This window comes from Longitalea arenae, from assembly GCF_016924755.1.
In the GTDB taxonomy this organism is placed as follows: domain Bacteria; phylum Bacteroidota; class Bacteroidia; order Chitinophagales; family Chitinophagaceae; genus Niastella; species Niastella arenae.
The window spans coordinates 68,341-88,932 of the sequence record NZ_JAFFJX010000020.1; the positions used below are offsets into that span (position 1 = coordinate 68,341).

Annotated in this window: 19 protein-coding genes; 5 read left to right on the plus strand and 14 right to left on the minus strand. The window is 44.8% G+C overall.

Annotated elements, in window-relative coordinates; all coding sequences use genetic code 11:
* Nucleotides 1-68 precede the first annotated feature (68 nt).
* Nucleotides 69-1,808 carry a hypothetical protein gene (locus JT717_RS25270; RefSeq protein ID WP_205513897.1) on the plus strand — a complete coding sequence of 580 codons (1,740 nt, stop codon included), beginning with the start codon at nucleotides 69-71 and terminating at the stop codon, nucleotides 1,806-1,808.
* A 52-nt stretch (nucleotides 1,809-1,860) separates the two neighbouring features.
* Here the strand turns inward: JT717_RS25270 and JT717_RS25275 are convergent, their stop codons facing one another.
* The 5 genes from JT717_RS25275 to JT717_RS25295 form a co-directional block, all read right to left on the minus strand.
* Nucleotides 1,861-2,901 (minus strand): methyltransferase, encoded by a 1,041-nt coding sequence (locus JT717_RS25275; RefSeq protein WP_205513898.1) that lies wholly within the window; start codon nucleotides 2,899-2,901, stop codon nucleotides 1,861-1,863.
* A gap of 269 nt (nucleotides 2,902-3,170) precedes the next feature.
* Entirely contained in the window at nucleotides 3,171-4,592 is a 1,422-nt protein-coding gene (locus JT717_RS25280) for a peroxiredoxin family protein (RefSeq protein WP_205513899.1), read from the minus strand.
* A 205-nt stretch (nucleotides 4,593-4,797) separates the two neighbouring features.
* Nucleotides 4,798-6,939 (minus strand): S9 family peptidase, encoded by a 2,142-nt coding sequence (locus tag JT717_RS25285; RefSeq protein WP_240348420.1) that lies wholly within the window; start codon nucleotides 6,937-6,939, stop codon nucleotides 4,798-4,800.
* Nucleotides 6,936-7,631, minus strand: coding sequence for an FMN-dependent NADH-azoreductase (locus JT717_RS25290; protein WP_205513901.1), 696 nt, complete (start codon nucleotides 7,629-7,631; stop codon nucleotides 6,936-6,938). Before JT717_RS25290 ends, JT717_RS25285 begins: the two co-directional genes overlap by 4 nt.
* Before the next feature lie 72 nt (nucleotides 7,632-7,703).
* On the minus strand, nucleotides 7,704-8,279 hold the full coding sequence (locus JT717_RS25295) for a Crp/Fnr family transcriptional regulator (RefSeq protein ID WP_205513903.1): 576 nt from the start codon (nucleotides 8,277-8,279) through the stop codon (nucleotides 7,704-7,706).
* A 79-nt stretch (nucleotides 8,280-8,358) separates the two neighbouring features.
* Between JT717_RS25295 and JT717_RS25300 the strand changes: the two genes are divergently transcribed.
* A complete protein-coding gene (locus JT717_RS25300; protein ID WP_205513904.1) occupies nucleotides 8,359-9,681 on the plus strand; it encodes a DEAD/DEAH box helicase in 1,323 nt (440 codons plus the stop codon).
* A gap of 45 nt (nucleotides 9,682-9,726) precedes the next feature.
* On the opposite strand, the gene JT717_RS25305 is transcribed toward JT717_RS25300, so the two are convergent.
* The 3 genes from JT717_RS25305 to JT717_RS25315 form a co-directional block, all read right to left on the minus strand.
* On the minus strand, nucleotides 9,727-10,458 hold the full coding sequence (locus JT717_RS25305; RefSeq protein ID WP_205513906.1) for an EcsC family protein: 732 nt from the start codon (nucleotides 10,456-10,458) through the stop codon (nucleotides 9,727-9,729).
* 86 nt (nucleotides 10,459-10,544) lie between these two features.
* Nucleotides 10,545-11,648 (minus strand): PQQ-dependent sugar dehydrogenase, encoded by a 1,104-nt coding sequence (locus JT717_RS25310; RefSeq protein ID WP_205513908.1) that lies wholly within the window; start codon nucleotides 11,646-11,648, stop codon nucleotides 10,545-10,547.
* A 22-nt stretch (nucleotides 11,649-11,670) separates the two neighbouring features.
* Nucleotides 11,671-12,261 carry a hypothetical protein gene (locus tag JT717_RS25315; RefSeq protein WP_205513910.1) on the minus strand — a complete coding sequence of 197 codons (591 nt, stop codon included), beginning with the start codon at nucleotides 12,259-12,261 and terminating at the stop codon, nucleotides 11,671-11,673.
* A 239-nt stretch (nucleotides 12,262-12,500) separates the two neighbouring features.
* Here JT717_RS25315 and JT717_RS25320 point away from each other — a divergent pair, with 239 nt between their 5' ends.
* Nucleotides 12,501-13,805, plus strand: coding sequence for a beta-propeller fold lactonase family protein (locus tag JT717_RS25320; protein WP_205513912.1), 1,305 nt, complete (start codon nucleotides 12,501-12,503; stop codon nucleotides 13,803-13,805).
* Here JT717_RS25320 and JT717_RS25325 read toward each other — a convergent pair.
* Nucleotides 13,802-14,038: a DUF3072 domain-containing protein gene (locus tag JT717_RS25325; protein ID WP_205513914.1), complete on the minus strand. Its 237-nt coding sequence runs from the start codon at nucleotides 14,036-14,038 to the stop codon at nucleotides 13,802-13,804. The genes JT717_RS25320 and JT717_RS25325 overlap by 4 nt on opposite strands.
* Nucleotides 14,039-14,097: 59 nt before the next feature.
* Nucleotides 14,098-15,249, minus strand: a complete 1,152-nt coding sequence (gene nhaA, locus JT717_RS25330; protein WP_205513916.1) for a Na+/H+ antiporter NhaA — start codon at nucleotides 15,247-15,249, stop codon at nucleotides 14,098-14,100.
* Between the two features lie 174 nt (nucleotides 15,250-15,423).
* Between nhaA and JT717_RS25335 the strand changes: the two genes are divergently transcribed.
* The gene (locus tag JT717_RS25335) at nucleotides 15,424-15,996 is read left to right on the plus strand and encodes a GrpB family protein (protein ID WP_205513918.1); all 573 of its coding nucleotides are present in this window, start codon (nucleotides 15,424-15,426) and stop codon (nucleotides 15,994-15,996) included.
* 26 nt (nucleotides 15,997-16,022) lie between these two features.
* Here JT717_RS25335 and JT717_RS25340 read toward each other — a convergent pair whose 3' ends face one another.
* Entirely contained in the window at nucleotides 16,023-17,261 is a 1,239-nt protein-coding gene (locus JT717_RS25340) for a YncE family protein (RefSeq protein WP_205513919.1), read from the minus strand.
* Nucleotides 17,262-17,558: 297 nt separating this feature from the next.
* Nucleotides 17,559-17,840, minus strand: coding sequence for an Atu4866 domain-containing protein (locus tag JT717_RS25345; protein ID WP_240348422.1), 282 nt, complete (start codon nucleotides 17,838-17,840; stop codon nucleotides 17,559-17,561).
* Nucleotides 17,841-18,015: 175 nt separating this feature from the next.
* Between JT717_RS25345 and JT717_RS25350 the strand changes: the two genes are divergently transcribed.
* A complete protein-coding gene (locus JT717_RS25350; RefSeq protein WP_205513921.1) occupies nucleotides 18,016-18,492 on the plus strand; it encodes an acyl-CoA thioesterase in 477 nt (158 codons plus the stop codon).
* A gap of 114 nt (nucleotides 18,493-18,606) precedes the next feature.
* On the opposite strand, the gene JT717_RS25355 is transcribed toward JT717_RS25350, so the two are convergent.
* Together JT717_RS25355 and JT717_RS25360 are read right to left on the minus strand one after the other, a co-directional pair.
* Entirely contained in the window at nucleotides 18,607-19,524 is a 918-nt protein-coding gene (locus JT717_RS25355) for a helix-turn-helix domain-containing protein (protein WP_205513923.1), read from the minus strand.
* A 53-nt stretch (nucleotides 19,525-19,577) separates the two neighbouring features.
* Entirely contained in the window at nucleotides 19,578-20,414 is an 837-nt protein-coding gene (locus tag JT717_RS25360) for an SDR family NAD(P)-dependent oxidoreductase (protein ID WP_205513931.1), read from the minus strand.
* Between the last annotated feature and the right edge of the window lie 178 nt (nucleotides 20,415-20,592).

The window sequence follows — 20,592 nt, forward strand, 5'->3', positions numbered from 1 at the left end:
GACTGTTTTATTATCTTTAGCACGTAGCGAAGTTGTCGTGTGTACTTATAAACCCTTACTTAATCAATATGTTAAAAGCCTGTTTTGTATTGGCTGTTACAGCCCTGGGTATTTCTGCCAGCGCCCAGAAACAATCTATCACCTGGGGTGATGAATTCAAACTTAAAAAAGGAAGCAATAGCATCAGCGTAGTATACACCGACGCAAGTGGTGTATATTTACAGGAAGACCACCTTGCTTTAAAAGCCTATTTCGTTATTGGCGCTTCCATGCGGGAATCTGCTTCCCTCGTGAAATTAGACAAGAACCTGCAGGAAGTGTACAGAACTGATTTCAACAAAGAGTTGAGAGGAAAAGAGTTTGAAACTTTTTTTGCATTCCGGGATAAATTACTGATGATCGCGTCGGAATACCACAAGAGCGACAGGGCCCTGGAGATTTTTGCCGCGGAAGTAGATAAGTCAACCGGCGAGCTCACTGAGTCGTTCAAGCCCATCACCAGTTTCCTGAAAGAGGAAAAGAAAGATGAGATAAATTTCAAGCTTATCCCCAATGCAGATTCTACCCGTATCGTTCTCATTAGTACCGTTTCCAGCAAGGAAAAAAATACCTACCAGGTGCAGGAGTTCGATAAAAACCTGAAAGCGACTACCAAACCGGCTACCATCACCAACGAGTTTGAAGCGAAGACCTACCAACTGGAAGATGTATTATACACTACAGACAAGAAGATCATCCTGGTAGGACGGGTATTCGAATACCAGGAAGGTAAAAAGAAGAAAGAAAAATTCCTCGACTTTGCCAATTATAGTATCCGTATTTATGATGATAAAGGCAAACAGCAAACGGAGATCAATACCAATATCAATGGTAAATGGCTCACGAATACCAAACTGATGCTGGGCAAAGGAAAAGACCTGGTGCTGGCCAGTTTCTACAGTAAAGAAAAAAGAGGAACTACCAATGGGTTGCTGGTGCAACGCATCGATCCTTCCTCGGGCAAGGTCATCAGCACCGCTGAAAAAGAGATCAATTATTCGTTATTGACAACTGATAACGGAGAGACCGAAGAAGACGATGACGATAAAGATAATGACAGCAGAGCGGAAAGAAAGGAAAGGGAAAAACTGGCAAAGATCAAAGATGAAGGCGAAGGTTTTTCCAAGTATATGAAATTCCGGAATATTTTTTACACGTCTGATAACGGCCTGGTGCTGCTGGCGGAGAATTACCACCAGTTCACTTATACCAGTTCTTCCTATACGCCCGGTACGAATGGCATGCCCGGCCGGTGGACTTACTACACCAATTATGTTTATGACTGTGGTGAAGTAATGATGTGTAAGATCGATGCCACCAATAATATCAGCTGGCTGCAGATCATGCCTAAATCACAGCGGGAAGTGATCCGTTATTCCAATGGATCCGGCGGAACCGGGGCTTCCATTACTTTTGGTGGTGGTTTCTTTGATTCCGGATCAAGGCCTTTTTATGCGGGCTTTGGAGCAGTTCAATCGAAGAACCAGATCCATGTGTTTTTCAATGACAGTCCGAAGAACGCCAGCGTGTCGCAGCCGGGCCAGAAGGTGAGAACGATCTCCAGCTTCAGAAAATCTGATTGTTTTATAGTGAGTCTGGATGAAGTGACCGGAAAATACCAACGCAAATTATTTTTCTCCAATGCCGAGGTGCCAACAGCCATGCCCCGCCACAGTTCAGTGATCGGGCAGGACATGTACATGGTTGGTAAAACCGATCGTTTATTTGGGAAAACAAAATTAGCGGTAGCAAAGATCACATCGAAATAGCGTATTGCTTCACATAAATACAGGCCCCGACGACAGCGTTGGGGCCTGTATTTTATTTATACGCTATCGCAGCACTGGTGGGCCCGGCTAACGGCAACAAGGTGGTTGATTTAAAACCAACCTGCCTGGCCCATTTATTAAAATCAGCATGGGTGTAATCGAACCCGGTTCCTGTTTCTATCAACATGTTTATACTCATCAGCATTCCAAATACATTTTCTTTGCGCTCATCATCAATTATACTCTCAATAACCACAAATGCGCCGCCCTCCGGTAAAGCATTGTATGCTTTTTTCATAAGCATCAGTTTCGTTTCTTCATCCCAGTCATGTAGAATATTGCCCATCGTGATAATATCTGCCTCGGGAAATGGGTCTTTAAAGAAATCACCGTTGGCGACTTTGACCCGGTCTTGCAGTTGGAACTTTTGAATTGTTTCATTGGCGATTGGGGCAACTACAGGCAAATCCCAGCTGATACAGGAGAGGTGCGGATGGTGCCGGGCTACCATCAATGAAAGCAAACCGGCAGAGCCTCCAATGTCAACCAGGGATCTGGCTTTTGAAAAATCAAACTTTTGCGCTAAAGCCATAAAGCCACCCATTTGAATGCCACTCATTGCATGTATAAATTCCTTTAACCGGTCGGCATCTGCATACAGCTTTTCAAATAGATTGTCTCCTTGCTTTGCCTCGTTTTGCGGATGTCCGGTAAGCAAACCAGATTCTAAATTGCCCCAAAAACCGTACAACCTGTTGTTCAACATTTCGAGCATTCCCCCGATGTAGGATGGTTTCTTTTCATCCAGGAAAAACTCCGTATCGATACTGTTTGAATATTGTGCCGTTTCTAAAATACCCTCCCGGTTTAAAAATCCCAACCCGGTAAGCGTATCCAAATAGTCATATACATTTCTGTTGGTACAGTTAAAACCTGCATGTGATTTAATTTCGAAAGCCGACATTGATCTTCTTTCTGCCAGTATTGTAAAGATCTTGAATTTCACAGCGCTCAAAAGAACTTTTGAAGCCCAGAAGCCGGTGCCGATCTGCATGATGCCGGCTGGTGATGGGTGGTTTTGTTGATTGTTCATGGTGTTTTTATTTTAGTGTTACTTACCCCGGGCGGATTTCATCGATTCGTGCGACTGTGGTTGGTTGGCTTGCTGTGCGGATCAAAGCAATCAATTCTATGGGTAACTTTTTGGTATTGAAATATACTGATTACATTATATATAATAAAAAGAGATTTTTGTGTAAGCCTTGAATAAATAAAAAAAAGCAGTTACAACATTCGTTGTACCTGCTTCATTTCGGCACCGCCGGGCAAGCCTTTACATCCACCAGTTTCAGGTCCGGGCTGTTATTCTAACCATTCGTTTATTATGGACGAATCAAATCGAGCCAAAGCCGCGAGCGGAAGTTGATTATTATTTATGTTACCTGCTTTATCTATCAAAAAGGTCCGGGGCAGGGCATCAGCCTGATAGTCTTTGCAGATTTGGAGGTTGGTCCATCCCCTGGCAATTAGATGTACACCGGCGATCTGCAGGTCGTTCACCATTTTTCGCCATTTATACGCATCTCTTTCAAAACATATGTTAAGGAACACGATGTTTTTACCATTATACTTTTCGTTGATGATAGCGTCGTACTTCAAAAAATCACCTGTACAGGCCCCATTGTTCACTGACCAGAAATTAAGATAAACCCATTTGCCCTTAAAGTCGGAAAGGGAAACTTTGTTGCCGTTCAGATCTTCCAGGGTAAAATCAGGAGCCTGGTTGCCATTCTTAAGCCGTGCAAATTCCAGGTCCATACTTTTTATCCTTTCCTTAATGGCGGTATCATGGCAAAGAGATTTGTATTCGTCGGACAACCGGAGGGCATCTGCATAAGCACCGCCCCGGTATGTATTCTTAATGTAGTGCATCATCAGCCAGTCCCTGATCACCGGAATTTGAACATCGTTTATGATTGTTTGGTATTGTACCTGGTGATCAACGGGATTGTTCAGGCGCGTGCTATCTGCCTGTATGGTTTTTGCAAGAAGGGGATCTATATTTTTTAATTGCAGCAAAAAGCTGCGGTAATAGTCTGACGTGTAAAACAACGCTTCGTTCAGGGTAAGGTATTCCTGGTCTGAAGGGAGAAGCGAAGCGAATTTATTATACAACTCTTTACCGATTATTTTTTCATTCGGTTTCAGCGCGCAAACCGGGTTATACGAAAGCCAGTACGTCAAATGCCTATAGTATATTTCAAGAATTGTTTCTTTTATATGGGGAGAAGGCTGTTGAATTCGTTGTAGAAAGTCTTTTAACTGCTGGTTGTAAACAACATTCAGTAAACTGTCTGATCTTTTTTCAGCAGCAGCATTAATCTCCTCAAGCCTGCCATCGAACAGGGCTGAATTGTCGATCACTGCTGTTATTTCCTTTTTTCGCTGAAGATTATTGCTCGTGAGATTATATGTCAAAAGCGATTCGTCAAGCGTTAGATCTATGGTGTCTCCAGGCAACACAGGAAAACGCAAGTCCTGGTTTGAAAAAGTTATAGTGACGTAGTTTCCCGTTCCGACGTTAATTTCCTGTTTGAAGTATCCGGAATCGCTCACGAGCACAGAGTCTGCCCTGTTACCCAACAAACCGTCTGTTGAAATAATTATGAAATCATCTACGGGGTGAAGTACTGTTCCTTTAATGACTGTATTCGTTTGGGCCAATCCGGAAAACATAAACAGCTGCAAGCCGGCAAGCAGCAGAAAACATAGGGTCTTGGGCATTTTCAATCAGTTTTTAGGGATATGGATTTACACATTCCGGTAAATAACGAAAAAAAATGTAATATACTACTGAAATAATCGTTTTTGCAACACTTAATGCAAAAAAAAATGCTACGGCAGGCGCAATCGATTTCCTGATGCGTAGCCTTGCGCCGATCCCTGCCTCACCAGGCATGTAATGACTGCAGACCTGCCTGGCCGCTCATCACTCCAGCTTTCCCTCCAGTGCCAGCAGGAATGCATATTGCCAGGCCTTGTCTTTCAGATAATCAAAACGGCCTGAAGCGCCGCCATGGCCTGCATCCATATTGATCTTGAACAGCAATTTATTGTTATCGGTTTTCAGTTCCCGCAATTTGGCCACCCATTTGGCGGGCTCAAAATACTGTACCTGCGAATCGTGCAGTCCGGTTGTTACCAGCATATTGGGATAAGCCTTTTTTTCTACATTATCATAGGGAGAATAGGACTTCATATAAGAATACTCTTCCTTCACGGCCGGGTTGCCCCATTCTTTGTATTCACCGGTGGTCAGCGGTATGCTGGGGTCCGACATGGTGGTGATCACATCAACGAAAGGCACATCAGCGATCACGCCGTTCCATAGGTCGGGGCGCATATTCACGATGGCGCCCATCAGCAATCCGCCGGCGCTGCCTCCCTGGGCATAGAGGTGTTCTTTCGAAGTATATTGCTCTTTGATCAGAAATTCGCCGCAATCGATAAAATCGTAAAAGGTATTCTTCTTATTGAACATATGCCCCTGGTCGTACCAATGGCGGCCCAATTCCTGTCCGCCCCGCACATGCGCAATGGCATAGATAAAACCCCGGTCGAGCAGGCTGATGATATTACTGTTAAAACCAGGCGACATACTGGCGCCGTAGGAACCATATGCATACAATAACAAAGGGTTGCTGCCATCTTTTTTCATCCCCTTTTTATATACCAGTGAAATGGGCACTTTAACGCCGTCCCTGACGGTGGCCCATAAGCGTTCAGCCGCATAATCTTCCTGTTTGAATCCACCCAGCACTTCCGTTTGTTTTTTTAACACACGTTCCCTGGTATCCATATTGAAATCATAAATGGAGCCGGGCGTGGTCATGGACGTATAAGAAAAGCGAAGGAGATTGGTATTGTAATCAGGGTTGATGTGCTGGAAAGCGGCAAAAACGGTTTCCGGAAAGGAAATATAATAATCTTCTTTACTGGTTTGATCGATGACCCGAAGTTGGTTGAGGGCGTCTTTCACTTCTCCCAGTACCAGGTGGTTCTTAAATACCAGCATGTTCGAAATATATACATCCTTGCGGTGCGCTATCACTTCTTTCCAGTTCTTTTTACCTGTTTTTGCTTCCGGGGTTTGCATCAGGCGGAAGTTCGGCGCGTCCCAGTCGGTGAGAACATAAAACCTGTCATCGAAATGTTCAATGCTGTATTGGAAGTTCTCTTTCCGCGGTTCAAAGATCTTAAATAACCCGGTAGGCTGCGCCGCTTCCAGTAAGCGAAATTCAGTGGATACCTGGTTCATGTTGGAAAAGATGCTGATATATTTCTTCGACTTGGTGCGGTATACGCCAATGTAGAAACGATTGTCTTTTTCTTCGAACACCATCACATCTTTAGCCGGATCGGTACCCAGTTCATGCCGCCACACCTGGTAACCGAGCAGGGTGGTCACATCCTTCTTAACATAGAAAATAGTTTTATTATCGGCAGCCCAAACAATATAATTGCCTTCCACATTGGGAATGGTCTCGGGATAGATGGCACCTGTTACGAGGTTCTTTACCTGCAGGCCATAAAGCCTTCTGCTTACAGAATCTACGGTGAAGGCCAGCAGCTCATTGTTATCGCTGACGGCCCGCCCGCCAATGGAATAATATTTAAAACCTTCGGCCATGATATTCTGGTCGAGCAAAATCTCTTCGGGCGCTTCCAGGCTTTCTTTTTTGCGGCAGAAAACGGGATACTGTTTGCCTTCCTCATAGCGGGTATAATACCAGTAACCATTGTCTTTATAAGGCAGGGATTCGTCTTTTTCCTTGATGCGGCTTTTCATTTCCTGGAAAAGTTTTTCCCGGAGTTCTTTTGTGCCACTCATTACGGTATCCAGGTAAGCATTCTCTGCATTCAGATAACTCAGTACTTTCGGATTCTCACGCTGGTTCAGCCAGTAATAATTATCGATACGCTGATCGCCATGCGCCACAAACACTTTAGCTTCTTTTTCCGCCACAGGAGCCTGTATGCCTCCCGGCCATTTAAAAGTATCCATAGTAGGGGATGGTTGATTAAAGGCCACTAAGGTAGCAGCTATTGGTAATATAAAGATATTTCTCATGTAGCTGGCTTTAGTGTGGAATTTACAGCTTTTTTTAACACCGCGTAATCACTTAAAACGTGGTTAATTAGATCCGGGATGGCTTCAAATGCTTTGCTTTTGGATTGTTCGTGTCTGTTATCCCTGAATTCCTGGTATTCAATACCAATATGGTAAAAATCTTTTTCAGCATCTACACCCAGGTAATGTGCACAGCTTTTAATATGGGGAACCAAATGATTATGCGCTTCCCGGGCGCCCCCTTTCTGAAAATCAAATTCGCCGCAGGATGTGAACAAGATCAGTTTCTTTCCATTTAATATAGGGGCTATTGGAAAATCGCCGCGGGAAAGGTCGAAGGAAAATGTTTTATTGATCCGGGCGATCTGATCGAACCAGGCCTTGAGGGCCGCAGGCATTCCATAATTGTACATAGGGGTACCGATCACGATGAGGTCGGCTTCCACGATCTGCCGGATATATTCATCTGATCGCGCTAAAGCCAATCGTTGTTGTTCGGTAAGTTCGCTTTTCGAGAAGGCGCCTGCGATCCAATCGGGCGTCATCAGTGGGGGCGGGTTTTTAACAAGGTCCAGTTCTTCGATGTCAAAATGATCAATGCGTTGTTGAAGACCGTTCAGAAAATGGGCTGAAAGTTTTCTGCTGAGTGAACGCTCTATGCTGGCGCTGGATTGTACGTTTAATATTTTCATAGTTCGCTTTTTTATTACCAGCAAATCTCCGCAAGGCCTGATTGAAAAATCTTGAACTGGTTCAAGAAATGGTCAAAGGTCTTTTTGGGCCCTGATCTTACTCAGCATTTCAGCAGAAATACCCAGGTAAGACGCAATGAGGTATTGCGGAATTTGTTCCTGTAAAGCGGGGTATTGTTGCAGGAATGTTTTGTACCGGCTCTTTGCGTCGTGCGCATTGCGGTAATAAATGCGTCTTAACAGGGCCGTGACATGGTATTGAAGTATGATGCGGAAATACTTTTCCAGTTTGGGCAGCTTTTCAAGCAGTTCATTGAATGCCGGAAGGCTGATCAGCGCTACGGTTGCCGGCGTAATAGCGGTAATATTCAAACTGCTGGCATGCTGGGTATGAAAGCTCTCCAGGTCAGAAGCCCACCAGTCTGCAACGGCCAGGAATACGATTTCCTCCCTGCCTGTGTCAGCGTCGGTAATATACCCTTTCAGGCTTCCTTCCAGCACAAAAGCATCATACCTGCAAACCGACCCTGCTGACAGCAAATGTTCACCCCGGTTCAGCCGTTTAATGGTCCAGAAAGAACTTATAATATGTTTATCCTCTTCAGAAAGTGATATATGCCGTTGGATGTTGCTGAATAATAGTTCCATCGTTAAAGAATTGTTCTATGCAAATGTAGGCAGCGCGAGGGAAAGCTGCTGCGTACGCAGAATACCGTACTTTTGCCAAATGCACAAATCTTCCTTTTCCATTGAGGACTCGCTTAGCAATTTACAGATCGAGGCATTGAATGCCATGCAGGAAGCATCCCTAAAAGCCAATAAAACCGAAAATGAAATAATATTGCTCGCAGATACCGGCTCCGGTAAAACGCTTGCCTTCCTGCTGCCGGTTGCACAACTCTTGGATAAACACAAGAAGTTTACCCAGGCAATGATTATTGTGCCTTCGCGAGAACTGGCCCTGCAAATTGAACAGGTGTTTAAAAGAATGGGAACCGGTTTTAAGATCACCTGTTGTTATGGCGGTCATCTACGGGAAACTGAGGAAAATAACCTGAAGCAGGCGCCTGCGCTGATCGTGGGCACACCGGGCCGCCTGGCCGATCATATCCGGCGCGGTAATATTATCACCAACCATATTGAGACCCTTGTGCTGGATGAGTTTGATAAATCGCTTGAACAGGGTTTTGAAGAAGAAATGTCTTTTATTATCGGCTCACTGCCGGCGCTGAAGAAAAGGATGCTTACTTCTGCTACAGAAGCCCTGGAGGTGCCGGCGTTTGTCGGCTTGCAACAGCCTGTGAAACTTAATTTCTTAACAGGTGAAAAGGCTGCCGCCCTCACGGTTCAAATGGTTTGGAGCGATGATAAGGATAAATCCAACACTTTATTCAGGTTGATCTGTGCATTGGGCAACCGTTCTACCATTGTATTTTGCAACCAACGCGAATTTGTAGAGGAGGCGAGCGCCTATCTGAAAGAGAATGGCATTGTGAATGTATTTTATCATGGCGCCATGGAGCAGCAGGAACGGGACGCCGCTTTGTGCAAATTCAGGAATGGCAGCGCAAATGTTTTGATCTGCACCGATCTGGCTGCCCGTGGGCTCGATATTCCGAATATCCGTTACATAGTACACTACCAGCTTCCCAACTCAGAAGAATCTTTCACGCACCGCAATGGTCGTACGGCGCGCATGGAAGCGAGCGGAACAGCGATTTTAATACTGGCGCCGCATGAAAGACTTCCTGAATATATTACGCCAGCACCGGATCTTATCCAGCTGCCCGACACACCTGTAGTGCCCAGGAAACCGGACTGGACCACTTTATTTATTTCAGCGGGTAAAAAAGACAAAGTGAACAAGGTGGACATTGTAGGTTTCTTCACCAATAAAGGTCAGCTGAAAAAAGAGGATATCGGCCTGATCGAAGTAAAGGACTTCTTTTCATTTGTGGCCGTGCGTAAATCCAAAGCAAACCATACCCTGCATTTGATCAAAGACGAAAAGATCAAGAATAAGAAGGTTAAGATCGCCGTGGCAAAGTAAACCTGCTTGTATCCGTTAGAAGCTTGGCGCAAACTGCAGAGTCTATCAGATCAAATGCCTTGCTTCGGCCCAGCGCATATGATAAGCCATTTTCGCGGTATAACCCAGTTTACGGATCAGCCTGTAATTTACCAGGGCGCCCACCGGTGCGCCTATAACGGGTATTAATTGCGCCATTTTAGCCAGGTCGATATAATCCCGGTATTCCTGCTGGAAAGGCCGCCATTCGAACTGGTGAATGTCTTCTGGCAGGTGTTTCGATTTTTCATCCCAGTCCTTCATGGATAGAAATACATTTCTTCTGTGTTTGGCTGAAGAGAATGCAAGCTGGAAAATATGCAAAATGAACACGCGTTCTTTATAATTGTTCACCGGATAACCGTAGGTAGCTGCGATCTCGAAAAGCAATTTGATCTTGATGGCAATTAAAAGGGGGAAATCGGCCAGGCCCAGCAGGAGCCCGCCGGCCCCGGTGACCGCGCCTTCCACAGCAGCGGTATTGCGGTATAACCTGATCTTTTCTTCAACGAGCTGGTCGCCCTCTTCTAAAGAAAGCAGCATTTTTTTATTGCGGGTCGTCCATCTGGCGCCGAACAAAACACCACGGATCATTTGTTTGATCGCCACTGTAATGGCCTGATGCACTTTTTCCGGTATCAGGCTGTTGATCTTGTCCTGCGCTGATTTGGAAAGCCTGTTCATGATCCCGGGCTTCCGCATCATCTTCCGCTGCCAAAGCTGCAGCTCCTGCATCATAGTCTGTTCGTAGATCATCATACTCCTAAGTTACGAACTTCGCAGGAATGTACCAGTGGATGCGGAGAAAACCGTAAGCCGGCTCTGAAGCGCGATTATGTGATGAATTATCCGCTGATCTCGATCAGCTTGTCATTATTGCCATTGGACGTACAGATATATACTTTTCCCTGGGGCGAAATGCAGATGTCCCGCAGCCTTCCAAAGCTGCCCCTTAAATAAATAGCCACCTTCATTACATGTTGCCCGGTGGCATCCAACTGGAACTGCCATAAGGTTTCATCCTTCAGGGTGGCCATTAACAGGGAGTTTTTCCATGCCGGTATCAGATCTTTACCATAGTATTCCAGTCCCGAGGCCGCAATGGTGCCTCTACCGCTGCTCCATAAAGGCGTTTTTACATTTGCCTCTTTACAAAAGCGTCCCTCATCAACATCGCAGGGACCTAACACAATCGGCCAGCCGTAATTGCGGCCCTTTTCAATAATGTTGATCTCGTCTTCCACACCGGGCCCATGTTCGGAGGAATAAAGCAGGTTATTGGCCATCACCAGGCCCTGGGGATTGCGGTGCCCATAACTCCATACCGGATCATTCGGGAACGGATTATCTGCCGGAATGCTTCCATCTATATTCAGGCGCAGCACCTTTCCACTCAACGTATTCGTTTTTTGCGCGGATGCCTGCTCGCCTGCTTCGCCGGTAGTCATAAAGATCTTGGGCGCAGCTTCATCGGTGATCCATAACCGGGAACCGTTGTGAAGCCCGGCAGCAGGTATGCCATCCAGTAATACCAGGGGATCGGCCAGCGAATTGTTGTTAAACGTATAACGTACAAGCTTTTCTTTGTAACCAGCGGGGCTTTCATAGTTGTATACAACATAGAGGAAACCATTGGTGGAAAAGGAAGGATGCAGCGCCATACCAAGCAGTCCGCCTTCGCCCATGGCCTGCACCTCATCGATCGTGAAACTGAACACTGTATTTCCATCGTCTGGATCGATGCGGGAGATCCTGCCGGTTCTTTCCGTCATCCAGATATGATCATCGTCACCCCAGATTATTTCCCAGGGAAATTCCAGGCCTTCTTTTACCACACGCGGCGATTGTGCAAGTGAGCCGGTTACCGCCGTATCTTTCTTTTTACAGGAGGAAGCGCTGAACAACAGCAGTAGATGCAGCATCCCGAATAAAATGTATTTGTTTTTCATACACGTAAATGAGGATAATAAGTTAAAATGCAGATGAAGTTTGCTTCATCCGTTTTTGCTTACGGGGCGATAGATAGAGCTGAAAACCCAAACCAAACCTGATCTCGTTGATGGCGTCTTCATTGCCTGACCTGAGAAACGCATCATATTTTATGATGCCTTCAACGGATGCATTCTCCCTGATAAAATAAGCGAAGCCCGGGCCAATGCCCAGGTTGATACCCGAAGAAGAGATCTCCGCAATGGTAGTTCCGCCATAACCTGCATTGCCCTCTGCGAATAAGCGGCCATTCCCTGATACATTCTCCGCGTTCTTTCCAAAATAATAACGGCCCAAAACACCCGCCTGGTAGGTCCATTCGATAGCTACTTGGTAAGAGCGGGCCAAACCGAGGTTGGCATAAGCGCCCAGCGCCAATCCGTTCCCGATGAACCGGGCCACTTTAGGTGACAAAAATACACTTAACTCGCCGGCATTATCCGTTTGAATATACCCGCCGAGAAGATTGCCTCCCCACATGGTAGTGCCTTTTTGCAGTTGTGCTTTAATGATGTTTATACAGCAGAAAACGGAAATGATCAGCAGTTTTATGTTTTTTTTATGACGCGGCATTGTCGTTTGGCTTTTTGAAAAATTTTCAATTGAATATCCTATTGGTACTGGAGATTGTATCGGCAGGGGGTTTAGCAAATATAGCCAATGCAATTTGCATGAAGAACGGGTAAAAAATTCTACGGACGAACGGTATTGGCTGGTGCTCATTGACGAAATATGTGCTTGCAGGCGCTATTTTCTGATGTTGGTATCTAAATTGTAGGTTCGGGGATAGCTTAATAAAAGCAATCACGCCTATGTACAAGCAAATCCCGGCATCTGTGCATGCCGCCCTATGGGCTATCATCTGTTTACTGGTTGCCTGTGATAAGAATGCGTTGAATGAATATAGTGGCAGCTATAAACCCGGTGAAGAGCATATTGCCGGGAATATTTCCGATATAATCTACATCCAGACAAATAATTATCAAAAAGGACAGAATGCCATTATCGGCTACCGGGTGTACCAGGATGGCCACCCGGTGCTGATGAAAGAAGGTCCCTTTTATACGGGCGGCGCCGGCATACCCAATAGTGAAAATGCCGGTTCCTTTAATTCAGATCAGGAAGTACGGTTATCGAATGATAAACGGTTCCTGCTGACCGTTAACTCGGGTGATAATACGATCTCGGTGTTTGCCATCCAGTCAGACGGTACTTTAAAACTGGTACCCGGCGCTCCCTTTCCTTCAGGTGGCGAAACCCCTGTAAGCATCGACATTTGGCAACAATATGTGATCGTGCTGAATAAAAGCAATCATCCTGTACTGCCATCATCATCGGCTCCGAACTATTCTGTTTTCGCTTTAAGAGGCGATGGATCGCTGCAGCAGGTGAGCAAATTTGAAGTGCGCGATGGTATCTCGCCCGGACAGGTGTTCGTGTCGCGCACCGGCGCTTTTGTTTATGGTACAAATGCCTGGGGATTTGATTATGTACCACCAGCCGTGCGTATGAATCTTTTCTCTATTGGCAGCGATGGGGTTTTAAAAGCCGGACATGATGCACCGGCTTTCGAGGCCGATCTGCCGGGAGCCCTGGGCTTATGTCAGAGCTGGCGGCAAAATGTATTGTATGTGGCCTTTCCGTTCTCGGCCCAATTCAGTTTCTACGATATGAACACGAGCACGGGAGCATTAACGCATGCGGGTAATGCCTATGCCCGGCCTGGCTGCAGCCGATTTTGCTCAAACAATATGAATAACCAGTTATTCACTGCCAACACCATCGACAATTCCGTAAGCATGTTCGATATAACCAATGCCCGCAGCCCGCGCAAAACAGCCGAGCTCACGCTCAAGCAAAGCGGACCGTCCTACAACGGATATTTCGGTACATATACCACTAGTCAATGCGTTTCATTGGCTACCAGCAGCAATGACCAGTTGTTGTATGTGGTTTCCCAACACGCCAATCTGGATTCGAATCTCGCCAATTATAATTATTTGCACGTATTGCGTATTGTTGAAGGCTTTGGCTTACAGGAATGGGATGAACCGGTTCAATTACCCGTGCCTAATACCTTGCGGCCACGCGGGCTGGCTGTGCTGAAAATGAATTAGCTACGATCCTGGTCTTCCTTGCCTCTGCCGGTAAGTTCCTGCAACTCTTCAATTTTCTTCGACGCTTCGGCTTTTGTCATGTTCTCATCGATTTCCACCCCCGCTTCACCCGCCAGGGTATGTAAGTAAGATCGTTGCGCCTCTGTCATCGGTTCGTTGCCGGTTGTCCAGTTGTCAGGATCTTTGATCGCATTTCCTTTATTAGTATTGTTGTTGTTATTATTGGTTTGCATGTACTAATAATTTTAGTATTTGTAATACCATAATTATGCCAGCCGGCCAATGACCTGCTTTATCTGTGTTTCCGTTTAAGCACTACAATGCCGGTGACCGAAGCGAGGAGGGAGCCCACAAGGATGGCGATCTTGGAATTGTTAATGATCGTTACATCGTCAAAAGCCAGATTGGTAATGAAAATACTCATCGTGAAACCAATGCCCCCTAAAAATGCCACACCGGCCAGGGAGAGCCAGCTGATCGTATTTGAAAGAGAGGTGAGCTTTGCTTTTACCGACAAAAAAGAGAAGAGGAAGATGCCAATAAACTTACCTGCAAACAAACCGAGAAATATCCCCAGGGAGTTATTGCTTGAAAAGCCGGAGACAAGATCTTTGGGAAACACGATGGCGGTATTTGCCAGGGCAAAAATGGGAAGAATGATGAAGGCGACAGGTAAATGTAAAAAATGCTGCAATTTATAAGAGATGTTCTTTGAATCGTCTTTATGAAAGGGGATCGCAAAAGCCAGCAGTACGCCTGCAATGGTGGCATGTACACCTGACTTAAGCATCAAGTACCATAATACAACGCCTCCTAATAGATAAATAAACAGGTTGTTTATTTTCTTCTTGCCCAAAATAAAAAGCAACAGAAACAAAAGCATGGCGCCTGCAAAGTACATCCATGAAAAGCCTTTCGTATAAAACAGGGCTATGACGGTAATGGCGCCCAGGTCGTCTATGATGGCCAGTGCGGTAAGAAAAACTTTCAGGGAAACCGGCACTGAGCGGCCCGCCAGCGATAGAATACCTAACGCAAATGCGATATCAGTAGCCATGGGAATGCCAAAACCACTTTGTGTAACGGTACCTGCATTCAATGAAAAATGGATCAAAGCGGGAACGACCATTCCACCGATCGCTGCAAATATGGGAAGCAAAGCATTTTTAAGTATCGACAGTTCCCCTACATATAGCTCCCGTTCAATTTCCAATCCTATAAGCAGAAAGAAGATGGTCATTAAGCCATCGTTTATCCAATGTTCGATGCTGAATGTGAGGGGGAGAAATGGTACGCTTAATTTGGTATGCCAGAAATCGGTGTAACCGCTGGCAAATTGGGTATTCGAAATAAGAAGAGAAGCGCATGTGCAGGCAATTAAAACAAAACCTCCTGCTTTTTCACTATTAAAAAAGGCTTTGAACAGATCCAGCTTTTTGGCCATTTCAATTTTTTAATGTGATTCTAATATGAACGATTGAAATCATTGCAAAATACGGCTTTATTGCTTTACAGCGTTTTTTTGCCGGTCTTACGAATAATGGCTATCAATGAATGGCGGCCAGTGCAATACATTCATTATATTGATCATTAAGCGGCATTTTATAATTTTATTGATATGAGCTATAAATTTTCAGCTGAAGAAGCAGGTATAACACCACATCATGTTGAAATTGAGACCTATAATCCGGATTGGCAGAAAATGGCGCAGGAGATTTCAGTTCAACTAAAAAATTCACTGGGGGAGAATTGCAACGCTGTTGAGCATATCGGTTCTACGTCTGTCCCGGGGCTGGCTGCAAAACCGGTTATCGACCTGATCCCTATTGTAAACAGCCTTGTATTACTGGATGATCAAAGAAAGCAGATTGAGGAACTGGGATATAAATGGCACGGTGAGTTTGGGATAAAAGGCCGGCGTTTCTGTACTTATACGAACCCGGCAGGTAAACGTTTGATCCACCTTCATTTTTTTGAAAAAGGATTTGAGGCCATTACACGCCATTTGGCATTCAGGGATTATCTGAAAGCGCATGCGGCCATTGCCCGGGCCTACGAAGCCGAAAAAAGGCGGGCAGCACAGCTTCATAGGAATGACTCACTGGCTTATAACGATGAAAAAGCTGCCTGGGTAAAGCAACATGAAAAAGAAGCGCTGAGCTGGTATCAGCGCCAGCAACGCACAGTTTGACTTAACACATGGCAGCAATCGTCCGTTTATTTTTTTGCAAAAGAAAATATATTGATCGTTCCATTATTGTAACTACATACCCAGGCTTCCAGTTTGTTGTCGTCTTCGAAAATATCCACACCTACAGGGTGCCCTTTGCAGGAAAGAGACGCCAGCCGGGTGAAGCTGTTATCATTAATCTTGAACACTTCTACTTTGTCGCTGCTATAGCAGGTTACAAATAAGAACTTGTTGTTCTTAGAAAGCGCAATGGTACGGGGTTGTGCTGGGGTAGCGGCGGTAAACAATGTTTTGCCGCTTATGGGATCAATACAGGCAATTCTCGCCAGCCTGTTGTAAGAGACCAACAGCCGGCCATTATTGGCTAATACGATATGACGTGGATTGGATGCAACGGGGATCTCCGATTCCTTAACCCAGGTATCATTGTTTATGACAGCAATGCTGGCACCGCCCATGATGGCTACATAGGATCTTTTCCGCTGGTCATCTACCACAATCCCTCTTGGAATGGCAGAAACCGGAAGGGTGTTCACCGTTTTCGCATAGGGGAAGGCTGCAGTATCTGTAGCTAACACGCTCACGCTATGGGAATGCCAGTTGCTTACCAGCAGATGTTTGCTGTCTGCCGTACGGGCAATAATTTTTGGGGTAAGGCCTGTAGCAACAACCGGTACCTGTATTGAATCTTTGATCGTAGAACCGGTATATTCTATATAGACCTTTTTTCGTTTCCATTTTTTAGTGGAGCTGTCTGTCTTGTAAGCACTGAGCGGTTCTGTAGGAATAGGTACAATGCTTGCCGCATTATGCAGCGAAACCCAAAGTAATTTGTCGTCATGACTGAGGCAGGCCTCTACCGGCTTTTCCTCAAAGCTTGGCATGGGTTTATTGGTTTCATAATCCCAGCCGGTACCTTCCGTGGGTTTGAATTTAAATTCCCGTTGTATCATTCTGCTGGCCTGGTCAAATTCATAGATGCTCATGCCCTCGAGGTTCATGGCGTATAATTTTTGGCCCGTTTTGTTGAATAGAACGGACTTAGTGCCGGGGGCTGCTTTTATGTGTTCCCTTTTTTGATAGATCAGTTGGGTATATGACGTTGAGGGGTGCGCCGAAATAGTATCATTGTAGATGCGCTGGCCCATACTCGTTTTACTGCTGCTGTCAGTAGGGAGACGATTAGCCAGGAGCATGTGATGGGGTCCCTGGGCACTGCAGTGAATACATAGGAATAGGAATGTGATAAGCACGTGCGCTTTCATTTGACGGATTTTTTCATCCAGGCTATATGCGTCCTTCGCTGTATAGGTTGGATGTGATTTTAGGGGTATAAAAAAAGGACAAGGCGGAAATGCATCCACGTTGTCCTCTCTGATGAATCAAAGATATAATAATTCGGATCATTCTCTAAGAAGATCTGAAAAGATTTCCGGATTTATTTGTTTGGGCAATGAGTTCATACCTGCTTATGGGTATTTAGCGTAAAACAATATGATAATTGTCGGAAAAACAACCAGGGCCTCATAGTATAATACCTAGCGCAAATATGCAATTTTACTTTACGACTGTTTATACAGCACCATACCGGCATGGTATAATACGCCATTGATAAATTCACCATCTGCTGTAAAGCCGGTATCGTCTTTGTAATCAATGTGATTGCCTTTTATCCAATAGCTTCCCTGGTAGGCGCTCTTGCGGCTGCCTCTTGCTTCATCATATCTGTTGTTTGGCAACAATTCATGCCGGATATAACCATCTGCCGTCACCCACATACCAATGTATTCCTTTGTTTGCTCGATGGTTGTTGTATTTTCAATCTTTTCTTTTGCTGTGTTCATAATTGATAATTTTTGTTGAGGCAAAGTTATCAGGCAAACAGGGGTGGTGTTAACGAGAAACAAACAGCTTTTTGTAAAATTCAAACAATTGGCAGCCGTCCCTTAACATAATTAATGGGTTGGTAGTTGCAAACAAGCAGGAAGAGCTTTAATTTGCCTGTCAAAATCTGATTGGATGATTGAAAGTGCCAGCAATTCTGTAACGCTCCGCTTCCTGGCGGAACCTTCTGACGTTAATTTTGGCGGTAAAGTACATGGAGGCGCTGTAATGAAATGGATTGACCAGGCAGGTTATGCCTGTGCAGCCAATTGGAGCGGACAATATTGTGTCACCGTATATGTGGGTGGTATCCGTTTCTTCAAACCCATTTCTATTGGGGATATGGTGGAGATTACGGCTACTATCATTTATACGGGTAACTCCAGTATGCATATCGCGATCAATGTGCAGGCTGGCAACCCACGTCGTAAAGACAAGGTAAAAACCACTCATTGTGTGATGGTATTCGCGGCGGTGGATGATAATGGCAAAACAGTGCCTGTTCCCAAATGGGTACCAGAAACACCCGCTGCTATTGAAATGGAGCATTATGCGAAGAAGTTAATGGCCTTGCGGCAGGATATTGAAGATGAGATGAAGCCGTATATGTGAGTTCTGCTACTGTCGATGAATAAGTGATCGCTAAAAAGGGCAATTGGGCGCAGTCACTTTAATAGGTACGGTATCCCACATTCAACCCTCGACTATCCATCAAGAACCACATTTTTAATTGAATGATTGCCGGAACTCCAACGGGGATAGATTGGTTTTGCTCTTGAACAGTTTGCTGAACGATTGTGAGTGTTCAAAGCCAAGTTCATAAGCTATTTCGCTTACCGACAGATTGGTCGTGGATAATTTTTCTTTGGCTTTATCGATGAGTTTATTGTGAATGTGATGTTGTGTCGATTGTCCTGTTAAGGACTTTAATAAACTGCCGAGGTAGTTAGGTGACACATTCAATAAGCCCGCGATCTGCTGCGCACTGGGTAAGCCTTTCTCAATCAGATCATCACTATTAAAGCAATCATCTAGTATTTTCTCCAGCCTTTCCAGTATCTGGTGGCTGCTTTTTTTACGGGTAATGAACTGTCTTTGATAAAATCGTTCGCAATAATTGAGGAGCAGTTCAATTTGAGCAATGATAATGCTCTGACTGAATTTATCGATGTTGGAATGATATTCCCGCTGAATTTGTTGCATCAGTTCCGTGATAATGGTCTCTTCTTTCTCAGACATAAATAATGCCTCATTGACCCCGTAGCCAAAAAACTCGTATTGTTTGATCTTTGTAGTTAACGGCGTATTCCATAAAAATTCCGGATCGATAAACAGCAGTATGCCTGTCGGCCTTTCTTTTTGTTTTTCGATGGTTAGGTGAACTACCTGTCCCGGTGCAACAAATGACATCAGTCCCTCATCAAAATCGTACTGTTGCTGCCCATAACGGAACTTGCCCTGAATGTTCCGTTTCAATCCGATTGAATAAAAGTTTTGCACCCAGCTGATTTCCTTTTCGTCGGTCTGGTATTCAACCAACCCATAATCCACCAGGCTTACCAACGGATGTTCGGGTTTTGGCAAATTACTTATCTTATGAAATTCGCTGATGGTATTGAATGTATGAATGGCTTTCTTTTTCATAAGTATAATAAAGATAGAGCTGGTTTTTATTAGCTCTATCTTGTTTAGCTAAATTAATAATCTGTTGACTTACTTAATGCTTCATTGGCGCTCAGCTCATTTTTTAACGCTTCCATTTTATTGTTCGCCATTCCGTACGAGTCGCTACCCATAAAGAAATGTAGTGGCGGATTTTGACTTTCCGCTAGTTTAATAAAGGCAAGCGCAGCCTTTTCCGGATCGCCCGGCTGGTTGCCAGGAATATCTTCAATATGTGCCCGGTCAAGTTCCCTGGCTTCCTTATAATCTGCGATCGGTTTTTCGGCGAAGCGCAGCGATCCCTTAAGCAAAAAATTGGTTTTGAAATAGCCAGGATAAACAACCGTAGTGGTAATTCCCATAGATTTCGTCTCCGCTGCCAAAGCTTCGCTTAATCCGGCAACCGCAAATTTAGTGGCGTTGTAAATACCCCAGCCCGGAAATTGGCCTTCAAATCCCGCAATAGAAGAGATGTTAATAAATTGCCCTGACCTTTTGTTGCGAAAATGAGGCATAACATTTCTGATAACATTCAGTAACCCGAATATATTGGCATCAAAGTTTTCACGGGACTCCTTGTCGCTCAGCTCTTCCAGGGTTCCCAATTGACCGTAACCTGCATTGTTGACGACAACGTCTATGCTTCCGAATACGGCAAGCGTCTTTGTAATGCCGTCGTTTACACTTTTTTCGTCTACTACATTTACTTCCAGGGGAAGAAAGTTTTCGGAAGATCCAACTTCTTTTTTCAGGCTTTCCACAGTTCTTGAGGTAGCTGCTACTTTATAGCCTTCATTCAGCAGTCTTTTCACGAGGCTTAAGCCAAGACCTTTGGATGCTCCGGTAACAAACCATACTTTTTTAGTGCTCATTTTTAAAACATTTAATTGTTAATGATTACCACAAAGTTGAAGTATGGAGAATGCGCCGATGTAGCTGAATCACTCATTGTTGTAGCCAAATCCTGCTGACAAAACTGAATACTTAAAAATAATACGGGATCCGAAGGTGTTTCATTCGTTTACACGTTGCATATCATAGAATTGGCAG

Excerpts from the sequence above, each read along its gene's own strand:
- JT717_RS25270 (WP_205513897.1), top strand. The coding sequence starts at position 69 with ATGTTAAAAGCCTGTTTTGTATTGGCTGTTACAGCCCTGGGTATTTCT.
- JT717_RS25275 (WP_205513898.1), bottom strand. The coding sequence starts at position 2,901 with ATGAACAATCAACAAAACCACCCATCACCAGCCGGCATCATGCAGATC.
- JT717_RS25280 (WP_205513899.1), bottom strand. The coding sequence starts at position 4,592 with ATGCCCAAGACCCTATGTTTTCTGCTGCTTGCCGGCTTGCAGCTGTTT.
- JT717_RS25285 (WP_240348420.1), bottom strand. The coding sequence starts at position 6,939 with ATGAGAAATATCTTTATATTACCAATAGCTGCTACCTTAGTGGCCTTT.
- JT717_RS25290 (WP_205513901.1), bottom strand. The coding sequence starts at position 7,631 with ATGAAAATATTAAACGTACAATCCAGCGCCAGCATAGAGCGTTCACTC.
- JT717_RS25295 (WP_205513903.1), bottom strand. The coding sequence starts at position 8,279 with ATGGAACTATTATTCAGCAACATCCAACGGCATATATCACTTTCTGAA.
- JT717_RS25300 (WP_205513904.1), top strand. The coding sequence starts at position 8,359 with ATGCACAAATCTTCCTTTTCCATTGAGGACTCGCTTAGCAATTTACAG.
- JT717_RS25305 (WP_205513906.1), bottom strand. The coding sequence starts at position 10,458 with ATGATGATCTACGAACAGACTATGATGCAGGAGCTGCAGCTTTGGCAG.
- JT717_RS25310 (WP_205513908.1), bottom strand. The coding sequence starts at position 11,648 with ATGAAAAACAAATACATTTTATTCGGGATGCTGCATCTACTGCTGTTG.
- JT717_RS25315 (WP_205513910.1), bottom strand. The coding sequence starts at position 12,261 with ATGCCGCGTCATAAAAAAAACATAAAACTGCTGATCATTTCCGTTTTC.
- JT717_RS25320 (WP_205513912.1), top strand. The coding sequence starts at position 12,501 with ATGTACAAGCAAATCCCGGCATCTGTGCATGCCGCCCTATGGGCTATC.
- JT717_RS25325 (WP_205513914.1), bottom strand. The coding sequence starts at position 14,038 with ATGCAAACCAATAATAACAACAACAATACTAATAAAGGAAATGCGATC.
- nhaA (WP_205513916.1), bottom strand. The coding sequence starts at position 15,249 with ATGGCCAAAAAGCTGGATCTGTTCAAAGCCTTTTTTAATAGTGAAAAA.
- JT717_RS25335 (WP_205513918.1), top strand. The coding sequence starts at position 15,424 with ATGAGCTATAAATTTTCAGCTGAAGAAGCAGGTATAACACCACATCAT.
- JT717_RS25340 (WP_205513919.1), bottom strand. The coding sequence starts at position 17,261 with ATGAAAGCGCACGTGCTTATCACATTCCTATTCCTATGTATTCACTGC.
- JT717_RS25345 (WP_240348422.1), bottom strand. The coding sequence starts at position 17,840 with ATGAACACAGCAAAAGAAAAGATTGAAAATACAACAACCATCGAGCAA.
- JT717_RS25350 (WP_205513921.1), top strand. The coding sequence starts at position 18,016 with ATGATTGAAAGTGCCAGCAATTCTGTAACGCTCCGCTTCCTGGCGGAA.
- JT717_RS25355 (WP_205513923.1), bottom strand. The coding sequence starts at position 19,524 with ATGAAAAAGAAAGCCATTCATACATTCAATACCATCAGCGAATTTCAT.
- JT717_RS25360 (WP_205513931.1), bottom strand. The coding sequence starts at position 20,414 with ATGAGCACTAAAAAAGTATGGTTTGTTACCGGAGCATCCAAAGGTCTT.